The organism is Hymenobacter nitidus, assembly GCF_020447315.1.
Lineage (GTDB): Bacteria > Bacteroidota > Bacteroidia > Cytophagales > Hymenobacteraceae > Hymenobacter > Hymenobacter nitidus.
On sequence record NZ_JAJADQ010000003.1, the window covers coordinates 497,921 to 514,981 of the forward strand.

General features: G+C 59.7%; 15 protein-coding genes. 3 read left to right on the forward strand and 12 right to left on the reverse strand.

What is annotated here, in order from left to right; genetic code table 11:
* Nucleotides 1-134 precede the first annotated feature (134 nt).
* Nucleotides 135-1,304, reverse strand: coding sequence for a CaiB/BaiF CoA transferase family protein (locus LGH70_RS08170; RefSeq protein WP_226184642.1), 1,170 nt, complete (start codon nt 1,302-1,304; stop codon nt 135-137).
* A gap of 287 nt (nt 1,305-1,591) precedes the next feature.
* On the opposite strand from LGH70_RS08170, the gene LGH70_RS08175 reads away from it, so the two are divergent.
* Nucleotides 1,592-3,187 carry a DEAD/DEAH box helicase gene (locus tag LGH70_RS08175; RefSeq protein WP_226184703.1) on the forward strand — a complete coding sequence of 532 codons (1,596 nt, stop codon included), beginning with the start codon at nt 1,592-1,594 and terminating at the stop codon, nt 3,185-3,187.
* 204 nt (nt 3,188-3,391) lie between these two features.
* Here LGH70_RS08175 and LGH70_RS08180 read toward each other — a convergent pair whose 3' ends face one another.
* The 9 genes from LGH70_RS08180 to LGH70_RS08215 form a co-directional block, all read right to left on the reverse strand.
* Entirely contained in the window at nt 3,392-5,914 is a 2,523-nt protein-coding gene (locus LGH70_RS08180; RefSeq protein WP_226184644.1) for a DUF5686 family protein, read from the reverse strand.
* A gap of 144 nt (nt 5,915-6,058) precedes the next feature.
* Entirely contained in the window at nt 6,059-6,193 is a 135-nt protein-coding gene (locus LGH70_RS23565; RefSeq protein WP_262905267.1) for a hypothetical protein, read from the reverse strand.
* A 254-nt stretch (nt 6,194-6,447) separates the two neighbouring features.
* Nucleotides 6,448-7,047, reverse strand: a complete 600-nt coding sequence (locus tag LGH70_RS08185) for a glutathione peroxidase (protein ID WP_226184645.1) — start codon at nt 7,045-7,047, stop codon at nt 6,448-6,450.
* Between the two features lie 244 nt (nt 7,048-7,291).
* On the reverse strand, nt 7,292-7,867 hold the full coding sequence (locus LGH70_RS08190) for a hypothetical protein (RefSeq protein ID WP_226184647.1): 576 nt from the start codon (nt 7,865-7,867) through the stop codon (nt 7,292-7,294).
* Nucleotides 7,868-7,903: 36 nt separating this feature from the next.
* Complete coding sequence (locus LGH70_RS08195; RefSeq protein WP_226184649.1) at nt 7,904-8,839, reverse strand: 1,4-dihydroxy-2-naphthoate polyprenyltransferase; 936 nt, start codon at nt 8,837-8,839, stop codon at nt 7,904-7,906.
* A 179-nt stretch (nt 8,840-9,018) separates the two neighbouring features.
* The gene (locus LGH70_RS08200; RefSeq protein ID WP_431357419.1) at nt 9,019-9,624 is read right to left on the reverse strand and encodes a glutathione peroxidase; all 606 of its coding nucleotides are present in this window, start codon (nt 9,622-9,624) and stop codon (nt 9,019-9,021) included.
* A gap of 151 nt (nt 9,625-9,775) precedes the next feature.
* Nucleotides 9,776-10,357 carry an LOG family protein gene (locus LGH70_RS08205; protein WP_226184650.1) on the reverse strand — a complete coding sequence of 194 codons (582 nt, stop codon included), beginning with the start codon at nt 10,355-10,357 and terminating at the stop codon, nt 9,776-9,778.
* A gap of 78 nt (nt 10,358-10,435) precedes the next feature.
* Complete coding sequence (gene argS, locus LGH70_RS08210; RefSeq protein WP_226184652.1) at nt 10,436-12,229, reverse strand: arginine--tRNA ligase; 1,794 nt, start codon at nt 12,227-12,229, stop codon at nt 10,436-10,438.
* 378 nt (nt 12,230-12,607) lie between these two features.
* The gene (locus LGH70_RS08215) at nt 12,608-13,582 is read right to left on the reverse strand and encodes an arginase (protein ID WP_226184654.1); all 975 of its coding nucleotides are present in this window, start codon (nt 13,580-13,582) and stop codon (nt 12,608-12,610) included.
* Between the two features lie 320 nt (nt 13,583-13,902).
* Between LGH70_RS08215 and LGH70_RS08220 the strand changes: the two genes are divergently transcribed.
* The gene (locus tag LGH70_RS08220; protein WP_226184656.1) at nt 13,903-15,297 is read left to right on the forward strand and encodes a type III PLP-dependent enzyme domain-containing protein; all 1,395 of its coding nucleotides are present in this window, start codon (nt 13,903-13,905) and stop codon (nt 15,295-15,297) included.
* Between the two features lie 112 nt (nt 15,298-15,409).
* Complete coding sequence (locus LGH70_RS08225) at nt 15,410-15,559, forward strand: hypothetical protein (RefSeq protein WP_226184658.1); 150 nt, start codon at nt 15,410-15,412, stop codon at nt 15,557-15,559.
* A 438-nt stretch (nt 15,560-15,997) separates the two neighbouring features.
* Here the strand turns inward: LGH70_RS08225 and bfi1 are convergent, their stop codons facing one another.
* Together bfi1 and LGH70_RS08230 are read right to left on the reverse strand one after the other, a co-directional pair.
* The gene (gene bfi1, locus LGH70_RS23955) at nt 15,998-16,393 is read right to left on the reverse strand and encodes a Bfi1 family immunity protein (RefSeq protein ID WP_489146044.1); all 396 of its coding nucleotides are present in this window, start codon (nt 16,391-16,393) and stop codon (nt 15,998-16,000) included.
* A 64-nt stretch (nt 16,394-16,457) separates the two neighbouring features.
* On the reverse strand, nt 16,458-17,000 hold the full coding sequence (locus LGH70_RS08230; protein ID WP_226184660.1) for a D-glycero-alpha-D-manno-heptose-1,7-bisphosphate 7-phosphatase: 543 nt from the start codon (nt 16,998-17,000) through the stop codon (nt 16,458-16,460).
* Nucleotides 17,001-17,061: the final 61 nt, after the last annotated feature.

Sequence of the window (17,061 nt, forward strand, 5' to 3'; positions counted from 1 at the left end):
CTGGCCCGCCGGCCGAAGACCACGGCAAACCAATTGAAATGTAACAACCCCGCACCCTTGTTTGCAAGGTCCAAACGGGTTGTTTTCCTCTTTTACCTACGCAACAATCATGTTTCGTAGTTGTATCCAACTTGTTATACCTTGCCTGCAATAAGCTCATCGGTCTGCTCGCCCAGCCGGGGCGGAGCCGACAAAGCCGGCACCTGCGGCCAGGCGCTGCTGTGAAAAGCCACTGTGCGCAGCCCTGGAAAACCGCCTTCGGCCGCGGGCAGCTGCATGGCCCGCCCCGACCCCAGCGCCAGAGCCTCCCCTACCGTGCGTACCGCTCCGGCCGGCACGCCCAGCTTTTCCAGTTCCCACAGCAGGGCATCCCCATCCACTTCCCCGATGCGCTGCCGCAACAGGGTTTCCAGCGTCGCTCGGTGCGTCACGCGGGCTTCGTTGGTCTGGAAGCGCGGATCGGCGGCCCATTCCGGCCGTTCCAGCGCGGCGCACAGCTGGCGAAACTGCCGGTCGGCCCCCACAGCTAGCACTAAGCCGCGGCCGTTGCCGGCCGCGTACACCGTGCCGTAGGGCACAATGCTGGGGTGGCCCGAGCCCATGGGCCGGGGGTCGTGGCCCGTGACCAGCCAGGTAGCCGCCTGGTTGGCCAATGAGGCCAGGGCGCTGTCGAGCAGCGAAACCCGGATGAGGCTGCCCCGGCCGGTGCGGGCGCGGTGGTAAAGCGCCGTCAGCAGCCCTTCCTTCAGTTGGTGCGCCGCCAACAGGTCAATCATGGCGACGGGCATTTTCTGCGGTTCCTGGCCGGGGGCCGCATTCAGGTGCATAAACCCGGCTTCGGCCTGTAGCACGGCGTCGTAGCCGGCCCGCGCGGTATCGGGGCCGTAGCCGGTGAGGTGGGCGTATAGCAGCTCCGGATTCCGGTGCTTGAGCGTGTCATAGTCGACGCCCAGCTTCTCCGCGTCGCCGGGCTTGTAGCTGGTTAGCACGATATCGGCGGTGGCGGCCAGCTCCCGCACCTGCTGCTGGCCGGCGGGCGTGGTAAGGTCGATAACAACGGACTGCTTGCCCCAGTTGGCACAGCTGAAATAGGCCGACACGTCGGTTTCAGCCGCTTCGGCGCTGGTTTTCCAGGTGCGGGTTACGTCGCCGGCGGGGGATTCCACCTTTAGGACCCTGGCCCCCAGCTCGGCAAAAAACTGCCCGACCTGGGGGCCGGCCAGCACGCTGGCCAGCTCCAGGACCAGCAGGTCGGCAAAGGGCAGCGGCAGGGCGTCGGGGGCAGCAGAACTGGAAGGTGGCATTGCGTGTTGCACTAATGAATACGGACTTGACCGGGCCGGCAAGCAGCCGTAGCTAGATGAGAGGACTGCCTTTTGGCGGTCCAACAACAAATCTACCGGGTTTTACGGGTTGCCACCGCACAATTCCCACCTGAACAGCAGGCCTCGGAAAACCTGTATATTTACTCCCAAATCAAGCGGTTCGCTGGCCGAAAAACAGGGTCAGCCTTTTCTCACTATTATTTAGCTGAACCTTGAAGTTTACTGATTTCAATCTGCACGACGACCTGCTGGCCGGTGTAGATGCCATGAATTACCTGAATGCCACGCCCATCCAGGAGCAGGCCATTCCCAAAATTATCGAAGGCAAAGACCTGATAGCCTGCGCCCAAACCGGTACCGGCAAAACCGCCGCCTACCTGCTGCCCCTGCTCGATAAGATTTCGCACGCCAAGCACGGCCACACCTCCACCCTGATTCTGGTGCCCACGCGCGAGCTGGCCACCCAGATCGACGAGCAGGTAACAGGTTTCGGCTACTTCGTGGAGGCCAGCAGCATTGCCATCTACGGCGGCGGCAAGAGCGAGAACTGGGAGCAGCAGAAGCGCGCCCTCACCAGCGGCGCCGACATCATCATTGCCACCCCCGGCCGCCTGATTGCCCACCTGCAGATGGGCTACGTCAAGTTCGACCAGATCAAGTACCTGGTGCTCGACGAGGCCGACAAGATGATGGACATGGGCTTCTCCGACGACATTCTGAACATCGTGCGGCAGCTGCCCAAGCAGCGCCAGACGCTGCTGTTCTCGGCCACCATGCCCACCAAAATCCGGGACTTCTCGAAGCAGATTCTCAACGAGCCCGAGGAAATCCGGCTGGCCGTATCGAAGCCCGCCGCCGGTATCGATCAGCAGTTCTACATGGCCTTCGACCGCCAGAAAATTCACCTACTCGAGCACATCATTAAAACCCAGGAAGTGCAGAGCATGGTGCTCTTCACGAGCCAGAAGGCCGCCGTGGCCGGCATCGTGCGGGCCATCAACAAGCTGGGCTACGTGGCGCAGGGCATCAGCTCCGACCGGACCCAGGAAGAGCGCGAGCAGATCATGCGCGACTTCAAAAACAAGGCTTTCCCCATTCTGGTAGCTACCGACGTGCTCAGCCGCGGCATCGATATCGACTCGTTGAGCCACGTGGTGAACTACGACATCCCGCGCGCCGCCGAGGATTACGTGCACCGGATTGGCCGTACGGCCCGCGCGGCCACCAAAGGCACGGCCATCACCTTCATTGCCGACCAGGACCAGGACCGCGTCGTGAAGATTGAGAAGCTGCTGGAGCGGGAAGTGGAAAAGCAAAGCATCACCGAAGGCCTGGGCCTGGGCGAAGCACCCGAGTTTGACCCCAAGCGCTTCAGCGGCCTGGGCGGCAAAATCGGGGGCCGGCCCGAGCGCGGCGGCCGCTCCGGCGGAGGCAGCCGGGGCCCGCGGCCCGAAGGCGGAGCACCCCGCGGGGAAGGTGGCCGCCCCCCGCGCCGCGACGCCGACCCGAAAGACCCGCGCCACAAGGAGCGGATTGCCAACGCCCAGGCGGCGCTAGCGGCCATTGATGCCGGCCAGGCCCCAGCCGTACCTTACCAGCGCCCGCCACGCCCTGAAGGTGAAGCCCGGCCCCCACGCACTCCCCGCCCCGAAGGCGAGGCCCGTCCGCCCCGCGAGCCACGGGCACCCCGGCCGGAGGGCGAAGCCCGGCCCCCGCGCGAGCCTCGTGCCGAAGGAGACTCGCCGGAAGGCAAGCCCCGCCGCAAACGGGGTGGCCGCAACCGCAGCGGCCGGGGCCCGCGTCCCGAAGGCTCGGCAGAAGCTACCGCTCAACCCACGCCAGCCACACCCAGCGCTGAGTAAGTAACCTCCCATAAAAAAGCCCCTGATTGCTCAGGGGCTTTTTTTGTGGCCGGCCATTCCGGATTTCGGAACAGAGGGCATTGCCTGTCGGGTGCCATTCCAGAATTCGGAACGGTGGAAAATGCCTGCCGGATGCCATTCTAGAATTCGGAACGCCCCACAACGGCTATTGCCAGCCATTCCGGATTCCAAAATGCTAACAAGCTACAGCTTGAACTGGGCGCAGACTTTCACGCCGAAGGTGCGGGTGCCGGGCAGGTCGCGGTAAGTGAGGCGGTGCAGAAAATCGACGCGGAGGAACTTGAGGATGTTTTCTACCCCGTAGCCCGCTTCGACGTAGGGTGTGCTGCCCAGGGAGCGGAACTCGGGCAGCGGGGCGCCGGTAGCATCAATGGCGGGCGTGGCGTTGCGGTTGGCCTCGCGCAGGCTGCCTTGCAGCACGTTGCCCGAGGCCACGAGCCGCCAGTCCAGCTTTTTGAGCAAGGGCACCGCATTCACCAGCAGCCCCTCGAAGTAGTGCTCGGCATGCAACGACACGTACCGGTCGCTGACGAACTCGAAGTAGCGCATCAGGTTGTAGGCGTTGGACGTGTAGATGGGCGACTCGTTGCCCAGGTGCGCCTTCAGCACTGGATAGGGCACCGTGCTGGGGATGTAGCCCGCGTCGAGGATGTACTCGGTGCGGCCCAGCTGGCCGAGCTGCACACTCTGGGCCACGGAGAAGTTGAATTTGTGGTAGGCAAAGTCGCTGCCCAGCACGTCGTTTAGCCCCAGCGTGTAGCGAAACGTCAGCACGGGCCACTTGCGCACGCCCACGGCCGTGCGGCGGTTCTGGGTTTGCACCAGCACCTCGTCTGGGGCGTAACGCGACTCAAACACAGCCTCCGAGAGCTGAAACCGGTGGGCGGTGGGCGCCGCGGGCTCATGCGTCACAGAGGTGTAGTAGGCAAAGTTGTAGAGCGGATCGAAGCGCTGGTGGCGCAGGGTCAGCTTCTGGGTGAAGTTGTGGAACAGGTCGGTCTGGGCCGTCACGCTGGTTACTTCGCGCCACAGGGGCAGCAGGGGCTTGATGTTGCCGAAGCGGGCGGCCACTTCAAACAGCGGACTTTCCAGGGCCATATCGTTGTCGAGCAGCGCCACCAGGTCCAGGTCGCGGGTATGCTTGAGGCTGAGCACGGTCCAGTTGGCGCGGTTCACAATCCGGTCGGCCGATACCCCATACTTGAATTCCCCGTCGCGGGTGCCGTAGGCCAGGTAGCCCTGGGCCAGCCAGTCGGGGCTGAGGGCCGGCGTGCTGCGCAGGCCCATGCGCAGGCGGTTGCCCTCCACATTGTTCCAGTTGTAGGTGTAGAGCACGGGGCCCAACTCCACCAGCTCCCGCTTGCCCAGCGGCTGATAGCCGTTTACCACCAGGTCGGCTACCTCCAGGAAAGTGCGCACCGAGGGCAGCTTGCCCACCGAGTCGAGCACCGTGAGGGTACGGGCTTCCTGAGCCGTGAGCGTATCGGGGCGGTGCTGGGCCCAGAAGCCGGCCGGTATTTTCAGCGCATCGGCGGCCGTGGTCAGGGGTTGGTCGTAGAAGGACAGCTCGTGGGGCTGCTGGGCCAGGAAGTTGGAGTTAATCGTGGTGAAGCGCACCAATAGGCCGGTTTGCTTGGGTGTAGGCTTCAGGCCTACCACTACCTGGGTGCGGCTGGGCAGCCACGGCCCGGTTGTCATCGGAGCCAGGTCCTGCTGAATCCGGATCTGATCCACGAAGTTGATGTTGGCCTTGGGGTCCACGGTCAGGTCGAGGCGGCGCAGGGCGTAGGAATCGGTCGTAATCCAGATGCGGCCGGTGAAAGCCAGGTCTTGGGCCCGGCGCGGAAACACTTTGAGCTGGTAACACCGGTCCTGGCCCACCATCACCGAATCCTCCAGGTCGTAGTCGTAGGTGATGCGCCAGCCGTCGGCAATGGGCGAAATGAAGTCCTTGCCCATCACTACCTGCCAGTTGGGGTAGAAGTCGTAATCCTGAAACGAGGAGCCCAGCAGCTGCGAGAGAATGGTGCCGTCGCGCGGGGCGGCCCCGTAGAGTTGGGAGTGGCGAATTTCCTCCCGTTCCCGGTTGGGCCGGTGGCGCACGTAGTAGCGCGACACGACTTCGGAGCCGAACACGGGCACGGTGGGCCGGCCGGCGGCGTTGCGCTCCATCTCCCCCACCGAGCCGGCCAGGGCCGTCATGTCGCGGATAACCTTGCGCCGGGCCAGCCGGTCGGTGATGTCGGAAAGCGAGGCTTCGATGCGGTTGTAGCTGTCGAACTCGAAGGCGTCGAGGCGGGCTTTGTCGTTCTGGCGCTTGTGCTGCTGCACCTTGCGCAGAATGGCAAACGCGGGGTTTTCGGTGGGCCGAATCACGACTTCCTTCAGCGCTACGGCTGCCGAGGCCAGGGCCAGATTCACCATCTGCTCGGCCTGCCGGCCCACGGCAGCGCTTTTAGTCCGAAAGCCCATGGCCGAAGCCCAGACCGAATCGACGCGCTGGGCTACAATCAGCGTGTAGCGGCCGTTATCGTCGGCGGTGGCGCCGAAAGTGGTGCCTTTCACAAAGACCGAGGCGAAGGGCACCGGCTGACCAGTGGCGGCTTCCGTGATGCGCCCGGTAAAGACCAGGCGCTGCGCCCGGGCGGGCGTAAGATGGGTAAACAGGCTCAGCCCCAGGAGGATAAGCGAGAAATAGGATTTCATAAACTAGCGGCAAGACGAGGGCTACCGAGCCCGGCGGTACTCCCCGACACCCGGGGAGGCGAAATACGGCGGCTTTTTCAGCGAAAGGCCGCAGCCCAAAGCGGTGGCACCGGCCTACATACCGGACCAGCCGCACTTGCCGGCCTAATCGGCCAGCAACTGAATCAGGGGCGTGGAGAAACTAGTCAGCACCACAAAACCCACCAGGCCGGTGTAGAACAGCAGGGTAGAAAAGGTGGTGGAATCGGGCTCGGGGTGAGAGGAAATTGTGCGGCGCATGGCACAGCTCGGGAGAAAGACACGTACTCCCCGCCGACACCGGCAAAAAGCCAGCTCAGCGGGAAAACACAAACCGCGGCAGCCGGCAGCCCGGCCACTGCACACCGCTTCTTCAGCGGGCAGAAGACAAAGGGCACCTGCTACACGGGCAATACAGCTGCTGACGGCCGGCGGATTGCGGGCCAAAAAGCAGTACACGAGGTGGGATTGAGGGGAGCGGAAGCGCGGAATTACGGGCCTTGAGCCAGCCGAAGCTAGGCTTTCGGCGCCTGAATGCGGCTGGTAATCGTGGGGCTGAGGGGCGACACGGCCGGCCCAAAATAATGGGTCAGGTGGCCGTCTTCACTGACGAGGTACTTGGCAAAATTCCAGTCGGGGGCCTGCTCGTTCCAGCCATTCTGCCCGGCCTGGGTCAGCCACCGGTACACCGGGTTCTGCTCGGTCTGCTTCACGACCACACTTTTTTTCATGAGCGGAAACGACACGCCGAAGTTGACCTGGCAGAACTGCTGAATGGCGTGGTCGTCGGCTTTTTCCTGCTCGGCAAAGTCGTTGGCCGGAAAGCCAAGGATGACCAGCTCGTCGGCAAACTGCTCGGAGAGCTGCTGCAATTCCTCGTACTGGTTGGTGTAGCCGCAGTTGGAGGCCGTATTCACGAGCAATACTTTTTTGCCTTTCAGCTGCTCAAAATCCAGCTCTTTGCCCGTGCTGAGCTTGGTGCCCAGCTCGTAAAAGGACACCGGCGCGGGCTTGGGCTGCTTGTTTTCCAGCACCTTGCCGCGGCTGCCCGATTTGGTCAGGCGCATGATGAGCGGATAGAGCGTTTTTAGTATTTTCTGACGAAAAGAAGCCATGAAAGGGGCTGTAAGTAGGATAAGCAGGCGCCCGGTAAAAAGGGGCGCCCCCGCTGCGTTGGTGGTATTTGAATGGGCTGCTGCTACAACCCGTCCGGCCCCGCCTTGTTCGGGACCGTTCCAAGATTTCCTGCCGCTACCAGTACATCGGGCCGGTACTTGGAAGCAGTAGCAGGGCTCAAAACAGGCGGGCTCATACGTGGCGGAAGCGGGTTACTTCCGGGCTGACGAATGAGCGGCGCGTTTACTTTATCCGCTCCGATAATAATTCTTGCGCTGCCTCCAGCGCCAATCCCACCAGCTTTCTTTCCTGCACGATTGTCTGAAGCTTCTCCGTGGAGTAAAGCTTAAATGTTTGTCTGAACTTCTCCTTATCCTCCCGCCGATGTCGTTCGGCCTTTTCCGAGTCCGGCTTTACGGCTATTGAAGCCAGAAAACCGGAAAGTTTCTTTTCAGCCCGGTTTCGGTTAAGGGCGTAGTAAACCGCCATAAAAACCAGGGCTATCAGCTGCAACGATATTTTCAATTCCCCAAAACCAACCCCGACGCCTAGGCTGACAGGCAGATAATTAGCTATTCCCACCATCCACAGCAAGAGCAGTAGTAGTACCCCGTACTTAAAATATTTGCTCCTGACCCCGTACAATACCAGCGCAACAGCTAAGGCAGCAAACCCGGTGTAATGATGCGGGTCGAGGCTGATATTTCGCTCTTCGCCAGCCAAGTAAACCGTGCCGAACAGCGCCGTGTAAACGGTGTAAAAAGAAACCACTACGAGTAGGAGTAGCGGTAGGAGGTTTATGTTCAGGCGTTTTCTCATGGCTTCCAGAACCTAAATACCATTGTCCTTCCGCCACTACAGCACCTGCCCCAGGCCAAAGAGCAGCGTAAAGGCCAGCGTGCTCATGGCCATCTGCTTCAGCAACGGGTCGAGCTGCATGGATTCCTGGCGCTGCCACACCTGCCGGCCGTTGAAGAGAAACAGCGGGGCCGAAAGCAGAAACAGCCACTGCCAGGGCGAGTGGTAGCTAAGCGCCACGTACACAATGGCGGCCCCGAAGCCCAGCAGCAGCAGCAGCCAGTGGTAGCGGCGGGCCCGCACCGGCCCCAGCCGCACCGGAATCGTGATTTTGCCGGCTAGCTCGTCGGAGCGGATGTCGCGGATGTTGTTCACGTTCAGCACGGCCGTAGCAAAGCAGCCCAGCGCGGCCGCCGGCAGCAGCACGGCCAGGGGCAGCTGCCGGGCCTGCAGGTAAAACGTGCCGCACACGCCCACGATGCCGAAAAAGATAAACACCGACAGGTCGCCCAGGCCCGCGTAGCCGTAGGGCTTGGCGCCGGCCGTGTAGTTGACGGCCGCCCAGATGGCCGAAAGCCCCAGCACCAGAAACGAGAGAAATACCCACAGGCCGGACAAGCCCAGCGCCACCCACAGCAGGCTGATGCCCGCCAGAAACGACAGGGCCCCAAACACGACCATGCCCTTTTTCATCTGGGCCGGCGTAATGGCGCCCGACTGCACTGCCCGCTGCGGCCCTTCGCGGTGCACGCTGTCGGCCCCGTTCTGCGAGTCGCCGTAGTCGTTGGCCAGGTTGCTCAGAATCTGGAGCAGAATGGTGGTCAGAGCGGCCAGACCTACTACGGTCCCGCGGAACTGGTCGTGGGCGGCGGCCAGAAAGCCCCCCATCATGATGCTGGCCAGGGCCAACGGCAGGGTGCGGGGCCGAAAAGCTGAAATCCAGGCTTTGGCGGGGCTGGCAGCGGAGTTGGGAGCAGGTGCGGGAGAAGCCATAACACTACAAAAGAACGTCATGCTAAAAATAGAACGTCATGCTTTATCTGTCGTCCGCTTGCCGAAGCATCTCTACTGCAACAGTACTTGATACCATTGCACGTGAGATGTCTCGTAAAGGCTCGACATGACGTTCTGCTCAGAATGAAATGACGCTCTAGGGAAAAACGCAGAAAGAATTACTTCAGAATAGCGCCCACCAGCTCGTCGCTCATGGGCTTCACCTTGGATGGATAAAAGCCCACGACCTGGCCCTGCTCATTGACTAAATACTTGCAGAAGTTCCAGTCGGGGGCGTCGCTGATGGCGCCGTTCTTGGTTTTATCGGCCAGAAACTGGTAGAGCGGGGCCGTGTCGTCGCCCTTCACCGATACTTTGGCGAACATGGGGAAGGTAACGCCGAAGTTCTTCTCGCAGAAGGTGGCAATCTGCTCGTTGGAGCCCGGCTCCTGCCCCCCGAAGTTGTTGGCCGGGAAGCCCAGCACCACGACCCGGTCGCCGTGCTTCTTGTAGAGCTCCTCCAATTCCTTGTACTGGGGCGTGTAGCCACACTCCGACGCCACGTTCACGATGAGCAGCTTTTTGCCCTTGTACTGGCTGAGCGACACCTCTTTGCCATCGATGGTTTTCACGCTAAAATCGTATACGGAGCCGCGGGCGGCCGTTTCGGGGGCTGAAGTCGTCATGGAGGAAGTCGGGGTAGAAGGCGTTGAAGGAGTAGTCGTGGTGGAAGATAAACCGCAGGCGGTACTGGCGCCGAGCAGGAGTAGACAGGCAGCTTTCATAAGGCGGATTAAGGTCACTACTGGCCGGCGCCCGAACGGCACCGGCGTAACGTCCCGGTCAGGGATACTGGTTATGGCCGCCAAGGTAGGCGTTTGCCGCGTTGGGCGCCGGCGCGGTGCTGGTCGGCGGCGGGCGAATGTGGCTTCTGCGCTAGGTGCGGGGCACCGTGAGCCACTTTTCCAGGTCGGTGGGCACGTAGGCCAGCATCTTGTCGAGGAGGCCGGCGGGGGTGGCATCCTGCTGAAGCTGGGCGCGGTTTTCGGGCCGCAGAAAGCCTTCCTCCACCATCTTGTCCAGAAACTGCAGCTGGTGGTTGTAGAAGCCCTGCACATTAAACACGCCGCTGGGCTTTTTGTGCAGCCCCAGCTGGCCCCAGGTCAGGACCTCAAACAGCTCCTCCAGGGTACCGAAGCCACCGGGCATGGCAATAAAGCCCTCGGCCAGCTCGGCCATCAGCAGTTTCCGCTCGTGCATGCTTTTCACCACGTGCAGCTCCGTCAGGCCGGTATGGGCCAGCTCCTTGTCGGCCAGGAAGTCGGGGATTACGCCGATGCTGCGGCCACCGTGGCGCATCACGCTGTCGGCCACGGCGCCCATTAGGCCCACCCGGCCGCCGCCGTACACCAGCGTCAGGTCGCGCTTCACCAGCTCCTCTCCCATCAGCTCGGCCTGCTGGCGGTACACTTCATTGAATCCGGGGCTGGCCCCACAATACACGGCAACGCTTTTCATATCGGTAGTCTTTGTTTTTTTCAGCTAGCGCGAAACAAAACGCCCCTCTCGGTGAAAAGAAGGGCGCTTTTAAGGGGTTTACATCCGCTCGGGTACCGCAATGCCCAGCAGCTTCATGCTGGCCTTGATAGCCCGGCCCGTCTGCACCGACAGGGCCACGCGGAAGGCGCGTTTGGCCTCGTCGGGCTCCTGCAGCACCTGCACCTCGGCGTAGAAGCGGTTGTAGGCCTTGGCCAGGTCATAGGCGTACTGGGCCACAATGGCCGGCGAGAAGGTGCGGGCGGCTTCCGTCACTACGTTGGCGTAGCGGGCCAGCTCCTCAATCATTTCGCGCTCTGCCTTCTGCAACTCGCCCAGGCTCAGGAACTCAGCTTTTTCATCGATACCCATCTGCTGGGCCTTGCGACGCAAGGATGCAGTCCGGGCATAGGTGTATTGAACAAATGGGCCGGTATCACCCTGCAGCTGTACTGATTCCTCGGGGTTGAATAACATCCGCTTTTTGGGGTCAACCTTCAGCAGATAGTATTTCAGGGCACCCAAACCTAGGGTGTGAAACAGCTGAGCTAGCTCTTCCTCACTTAATCCTTCAATTTTACCTTTTTTCAAGGTTTCTACTTTAGCGGCTTCTATCACTTCGCGCACCAGCTCGTCGGCATCTACTACAGTACCCTCGCGGGTTTTCATCTTGCCCGTGGGCAAATCCACCATGCCGTAGCTCAGGTGATGAATGGCGGCGGCGTAGGGCTTGCCCAGCTTCTGGAGCGTGGCCTGCAGCACCTGCATGTGGTAGTTCTGCTCGTCGGCAATAACGTAGATGCTCGAATCGTAGTGGAAGTCGGCGTACTTCAGCTCGGCCGTGCCCAGGTCCTGGGTCAGATACACGCTGGTGCCGTCCGAGCGGAGCAGAATCTTCTGGTCCAGGCCTTCGGCGGCCAGGTCCACCCAAGTCGAGCCGTCTTCCTTGCGGTAGAACAAGCCCCGGTCCAGGCCTTCCTGTACCCGCTCCTTGCCCAGCAGGTAGGTACCCGATTCGTAATAAAACTTGTCGAAATCGACGCCAATGGCGGCGTAGGTAGCGTTGTGACCCTCGTACACCCAGCCGTTCATCTGCCGCCACAGGCTCACGACTTCCTCGTCGCCGGCTTCCCACTTCTGCAGCATGTCGCGGGCTTCCAGCATCAGCGGGGCCGAAGCCTTGGCCGTGTCCTCGGCCACGCCTTCGGCCACCAGCTGGGCCACCTGCTCGCGGTAGTGCTTCTCGAACAGCACGTAGTATTTACCCACCAGATGGTCGCCCTTGATGTTGTCGCTCTCGGGCGTTTCGGCGTGGCCAAACTGCTGGTAGCCCAGCATCGACTTGCAGATGTGAATGCCCCGGTCGTTGACCAGGTTTACCTTCGACACCGTAGCGCCGGTAGCCTTCAGAATCTCGGCCACCGAGTAGCCCAGGAAGTTGTTGCGCAAATGGCCCAGGTGCAGGGGCTTGTTGGTATTCGGCGACGAATACTCCACTACCACGTCCTGGGGGCCGCCGGTAGGCACTGGGGTGCCTTCGGGCTGCTGCACCAGGCCCTGGAACAGGCGCAGCCACTCCCGGTCGGCCACCTCCAGGTTCAGGAAGCCTTTCACCACGTTGAAGCCGCTGATGCGCACCTCATGGCCGGTCAGCCACTCGCCCAGGGCCTGCCCGATCTGCTCGGGACCTTTGCCCAGGGCTTTGGTCAAGGAGAAGGTAACGAGGGTAAAGGAGCCCGCGAATTCCTTGCGCGTGGGTTGAATCACGAGCTGATCGGCAGCGACCGTAACGCCAAAAACCTGCTGTATAGCCGCGCTCAGCGCCGCCCTGATGTCCTGTTCGAGTTGTTGCACGGGGTGCTAGTTAAAGAGGAGCTCCGCCGGGGACTCCGGGAAATGCGGCGGAAAATGCTGGGGCAAAAGTAGCGGAAGCCGCGCCGGGTTCAAACAAGTACCTACAACGCGGCTTCCCGGAGACTTATGCTACCCCAAATTTGGCTGTCAGCCAGAAAAAGAAACGACTTCGGTAGTTGGTAAACAAACACATGCATATATGTTACGTGTGCACCAATATGGTAAACACTGTACCATTCAACAGATTAACGTTTACCATATTGGTGCACAGTTACCACTGATAATGCTTCTTGTTTACCAGAGTATCTTTGTGGTCATACGTTCCGATCAGCTGGTATTGCTCGCGCTATATTCGGCAGATTATGAGCATCTCCGGCTCTACCGGCTGGTCACATCTTCCATGCGCAGCCGGTCCAGAATGGCATCCGTCGAGGCTTCCAGAATATCGAAGGCGTTCTTGGCCATGGTATTCTCGTTGTCGAGTGTGGGGTTGATTTCCACCATTTCGAAGCAAACTACCCGGTCGTTTTCCAGCAGAGCGCGGCACAGGCCAATGGCCTCGTCCACGTTCAGGCCATCCACGACGGGCGTACCGGTGCCTTTCGAGAAGCGGGAGTCCAGGGAGTCCACGTCGAAGCTGATGTAGACTAGGTCGCAGAAGCGCAGCCGCTCGTAGATTTCGCGGGCTATCTGCCGCGGGCCTTTGGCCTTAAACTCGGGCAGCTTGAAGTTTTTGATGCCCAGGCGCTCAATCACGGCGTCTTCCTCGTGCTCGGTGTCGCGCACCACCACGTACACCAGGTGTTCGGGGCTGAGCTTGGGGCCTTCCTCACCCAGGTTTTGCAGGCGGCGCCAGAAAAACTCGGTTTCCGGGTCCAGCTCGTTGCGCTGGCACTGCCGGTTGTCCTCGTTCAGGGCCATGGCCAGGGGCATGCCGTGAATGTTGCCCGAGGGCGTGGTGTAGGGCGAGTGAATATCGGCGTGGGCATCAATCCAGACCACGCCGAGCGTCTTATAGGGATTGGCCGCCTTGATGCCGGCAATCGTGGCGGCGGCGTTGCTGTGGTCGCCGGCCAGCACCACCGGGAATTCGCCGAACCGGAGCGTCTGCTCCACGGTACTGGCAATGGCCTTTTGCACGGTGTACACCGAATCGATGTGCTTGGCAAAAGGGAAATGGTTTTTGTCGAACAAAACGTGGTTCTGATCCGGCACGGCAACGGCGTTGAAGCGGCGGAAATAGTCACAACCTTTGTTCAGGCAGGCAATCCGGAGGGCATCGACCCCCAGACTGGCCCCACGAGTCCCGGCCCCGAGTTCGGAGCGGACTTCGATGAGCTTGATGCGGCGCATATTTACATGGGCAATAAAAGGTAAAAGGGTTTGAGCTTGCCGATTGAGCGGGTGGGAATTCCTCTCAGGCTTAGCGCGCACGGACCTTCCGCCGCGACCAACGAACAAAGCACAACCAAAACCCCGCGGGCGGGGTATCTTTGCGGGCACTAAGTTCGACAAAAGCTCGACCAGTTGAAAATCGTCTGTCATCCTGAGCTTGCGAAGGACCTTATCACGCTGGAACGAGTCGTTATAGCGGCCTTCGTTCTAGATGTATCAGGTCCTTCGCTGGGCTCAGGATGACAGTTCTTTTAACTCTTCCTCTACTCTTCCCGTCAATGGATACCTACCACGACCTGATTTCCCAAACCTTCGATTTTCCTACCCAGGAGTTTCACGTCGAGCAGAACGAGCTGCGCTTCCACGACATCGATTTGATGGCCCTGGTCGAGAAGCACGGCACGCCGCTGCGCCTCACCTACCTGCCCAAAATCAGCTCCCAGATTCAGCGGGCCAAGGAGTGGTTCCGGGTCGGCATCGAGAAAACCGACTACCAGGGCCAGTACTCCTACGCCTACTGCACCAAGGCCTCCCACTTCAGCTTCGTGGTGGAGGAAGCCCTGAAAAACGGTGTCCACATCGAAACCTCGTCCTGGTTCGATACCAACATCATCCGGGCCATGCATGCCAAGGGCAAGGTGACCAAGGACACGTATATCATCTGCAACGGCTTCAAGCCGGAAGAATACAAGTTCGAAATCACGCGCCTGATCAATGACGGGTTCGTGAACTGCATGCCCATCCTGGACTCGCCCAATGAGGTGGAGTACTACCACGACAACGTGCGCGAAAAGTGCAACCTGGGCATGCGCCTGGCCTCCGACGAGGAGCCGCGCTTCCAGTTCTACACCTCTCGCCTGGGCATCCGCTACGCCGACGCTATTCCGCTTTACGAGCAGAAAATCAAGGACGACCCGCGCTTCGAGCTCACGATGCTGCACTACTTCATCAACACCGGCATCAAGGACACCAGCTATTACTGGTCCGAACTGAGCCGCTTCGTGCACAAGTACTGCGAGCTGCGCAAGGTGTGCCCCACGCTGACCACCATCGACATTGGCGGCGGTTTGCCCATCCAGACCTCGATTCAGAAGGAGTACGACTACCCCTACATGATTGAGGAAATCCTGCGCACCATCAAGCGCATCTGCGGGGAGGAAGGCGTGCCCGAGCCCCACATCTTCACCGAGTTCGGCATTTTCACCGTGGGCGAGTCGGGCGCCACGATTTACAGCATTCTGGACGAGAAGCTGCAGAACGACAAGGAGCTCTGGTACATGATTGACGGCTCGTTTATCACCAACCTGCCCGACACCTGGGCCCTGAACCAGCGCTTTATCATGCTGGCCCTCAACGGCTGGGAAAAGAAGTACAAGAAGCTGCAGCTCGGCGGCCTCACCTGCGACTCGCAGGACTACTACAACGCCGAAAAGCACATCTACCAGGTGTTTTTGCCCGAGCGCAAGCCCACCGATGCCAAGCCGCTCTACGTAGGCTTCTTCCACACGGGCGCCTACCAGGAAAGCCTCTCGGGCTATGGCGGCATCAAGCACTGCCTGATTCCGGCCCCGAAAATGGTGATTCTGGACCGCGACGCCGACGGCACCCTCACCGACCGGGTATTTGCCGACGAGCAGAAAGGCGACGCCATGATGCGCATTCTGGGGTACTAGAATAAAAAAATAGCGGTATAATTTCTGCTCCGGATGATTGAAGGTCCGGACCAGAAATTGTACTTTTGGTGCTGGTATAGTTTCTCTTACAACTCTTTTGGTTTTTCTCGGGATGAAAAAGCTACTCTTATTGGCCTCTGTGGCCCTCGTTGGTCTGAGCGCCTGCAACAAGACGAAATGCCCCGCTTACGGCAGCAAAGCGGCCAACCGCGTTTCCTCAACCATCACCGCCTCGGCAGCAGCACCGGCTGAGCGTCAGTAGTTTTCGGCAGCTTTTTTAGTTTCCCGGCTATACAAACGCCGGCTTTCTGCTTAGCAGGGAGCCGGCGTTTTGCTTTTGAACGAATGAGTACAATTTGAAGGTTAAGGAAGCGTTACCTGTTGGTAAATCTTTCCTGTCACCTTCTGTTTGCGCATCTTCCCATTTCGCAGATTGTACTTACGCATGAAAAAACTGTTGATTGTAGCTGTTGGATGTCTTGCTCTCTTCAGCTCCTGCCGCACCAAGTGTCCGGCCTACTCCACCACGAAGCCAGCTACGCAGGTTGCTTCGCCCATCATGGCCAGCACTGAGCAGCAGTCTGAGCGCCAATAATTTCGGCCTTTTCTAACGCAACACAGCCGGTTTCCTTCTGCAGGAAGCTGGCTGTGTTGATTTAAGGGTTTCTGCTATTGGCTGTTTGAGCCTACAACTATTAGGTTAGGCAAAAATCCAGGCATGATTTCTAAAAAAGGCAGATAGAAGCAGAAGTATTCCAGAGCATATATAACAGAATAGTATTACCAGATAGGGAGAAATACTTCTTGCAACATTCTGTTGTTCATACTTCTCAATGATTTTAACATAACGATTCCCTATCAGGAAATAAGCCCAGACTCCAGCAATAAAAGTCACTACGACAAACCACTTGTATTCGGGCCGAAACCACTTCACAATGGTTAAAGCGAAGATTCTTTCAGCGACGAACATTAGCGAAAATACATTCAGGAACGCACAGAATGCCACAACATTACTACCGCCGACTACGGGATACTCACCATAATTACCAGAGCGGACTGCGGCTTGGTAGCCTTTGTAAAACAGAAGATTATACATTTGACGGCGGTTTAATAAAACACTACTCTTGTTAGATTGGTTAATACAAAGAGATAATTCTTCGTTAATTTTTTTCACCCAAAATCAGGTCGGTGGCGGCGCGCAGGTCGGCAGCGTACAGCTCGGGGCGTGGCTCCTCTCCTTCTCCCACCAGTATTCCCCGAACACCGACTTTGGCCCCGGCCTGTAAGTCGCGCAGCCGGTCGCCGATAATCCAGCTCTGCGCCGGGTCGAGGCGGAAGCGGGCTATGGCTTTTTCCAGCATCAGCGAGTCGGGCTTGCGCATCAGCGACTCGCTCACGCTGGGGTGGCCGCTGGCGAAGTAAAAGGCGTCGATGGCGTTATGGCAGGCCTGCTGCAGCTTCTGGTGGCAGGCCTGCACCTCCCGGGCCGTGTATAGGCCTTTGGCAATGCCGGCCTGGTTGGTGACGACAATCAGGCGGTAGCCAGCGGCTTTGAGGCGGGCCAGGCTTTCGGGCACACCGTCGAGAATAACAAACTCCTCTAAACGCCACACATAGTGGCCAATTTCCTGGTTCAATACTCCGTCGCGGTCCAGGAAAATGGCCTTTTCCCGCGGGGCCGGTTCGGCTGCTGCTGCATTCATGGGGCCAAAGCTACGGATTCCGGGGCGGCGGCTAACGGCGCGGCGGTTACCTTTGCCCGTT

Excerpts from the sequence above, each read along its gene's own strand:
- LGH70_RS08190 (WP_226184647.1), bottom strand. The coding sequence starts at position 7,867 with ATGAGAAAACGCCTGAACATAAACCTCCTACCGCTACTCCTACTCGTA.
- LGH70_RS23565 (WP_262905267.1), bottom strand. The coding sequence starts at position 6,193 with ATGCGCCGCACAATTTCCTCTCACCCCGAGCCCGATTCCACCACCTTT.
- LGH70_RS08220 (WP_226184656.1), top strand. The coding sequence starts at position 13,903 with ATGGATACCTACCACGACCTGATTTCCCAAACCTTCGATTTTCCTACC.
- LGH70_RS08175 (WP_226184703.1), top strand. The coding sequence starts at position 1,592 with ATGAATTACCTGAATGCCACGCCCATCCAGGAGCAGGCCATTCCCAAA.
- LGH70_RS08225 (WP_226184658.1), top strand. The coding sequence starts at position 15,410 with ATGAAAAAGCTACTCTTATTGGCCTCTGTGGCCCTCGTTGGTCTGAGC.
- LGH70_RS08185 (WP_226184645.1), bottom strand. The coding sequence starts at position 7,047 with ATGGCTTCTTTTCGTCAGAAAATACTAAAAACGCTCTATCCGCTCATC.
- LGH70_RS08200 (WP_431357419.1), bottom strand. The coding sequence starts at position 9,624 with ATGAAAGCTGCCTGTCTACTCCTGCTCGGCGCCAGTACCGCCTGCGGT.
- LGH70_RS08205 (WP_226184650.1), bottom strand. The coding sequence starts at position 10,357 with ATGAAAAGCGTTGCCGTGTATTGTGGGGCCAGCCCCGGATTCAATGAA.
- LGH70_RS08230 (WP_226184660.1), bottom strand. The coding sequence starts at position 17,000 with ATGAATGCAGCAGCAGCCGAACCGGCCCCGCGGGAAAAGGCCATTTTC.
- LGH70_RS08195 (WP_226184649.1), bottom strand. The coding sequence starts at position 8,839 with ATGGCTTCTCCCGCACCTGCTCCCAACTCCGCTGCCAGCCCCGCCAAA.
- LGH70_RS08170 (WP_226184642.1), bottom strand. The coding sequence starts at position 1,304 with ATGCCACCTTCCAGTTCTGCTGCCCCCGACGCCCTGCCGCTGCCCTTT.
- LGH70_RS08180 (WP_226184644.1), bottom strand. The coding sequence starts at position 5,914 with ATGAAATCCTATTTCTCGCTTATCCTCCTGGGGCTGAGCCTGTTTACC.
- LGH70_RS08215 (WP_226184654.1), bottom strand. The coding sequence starts at position 13,582 with ATGCGCCGCATCAAGCTCATCGAAGTCCGCTCCGAACTCGGGGCCGGG.
- bfi1 (WP_489146044.1), bottom strand. The coding sequence starts at position 16,393 with ATGTATAATCTTCTGTTTTACAAAGGCTACCAAGCCGCAGTCCGCTCT.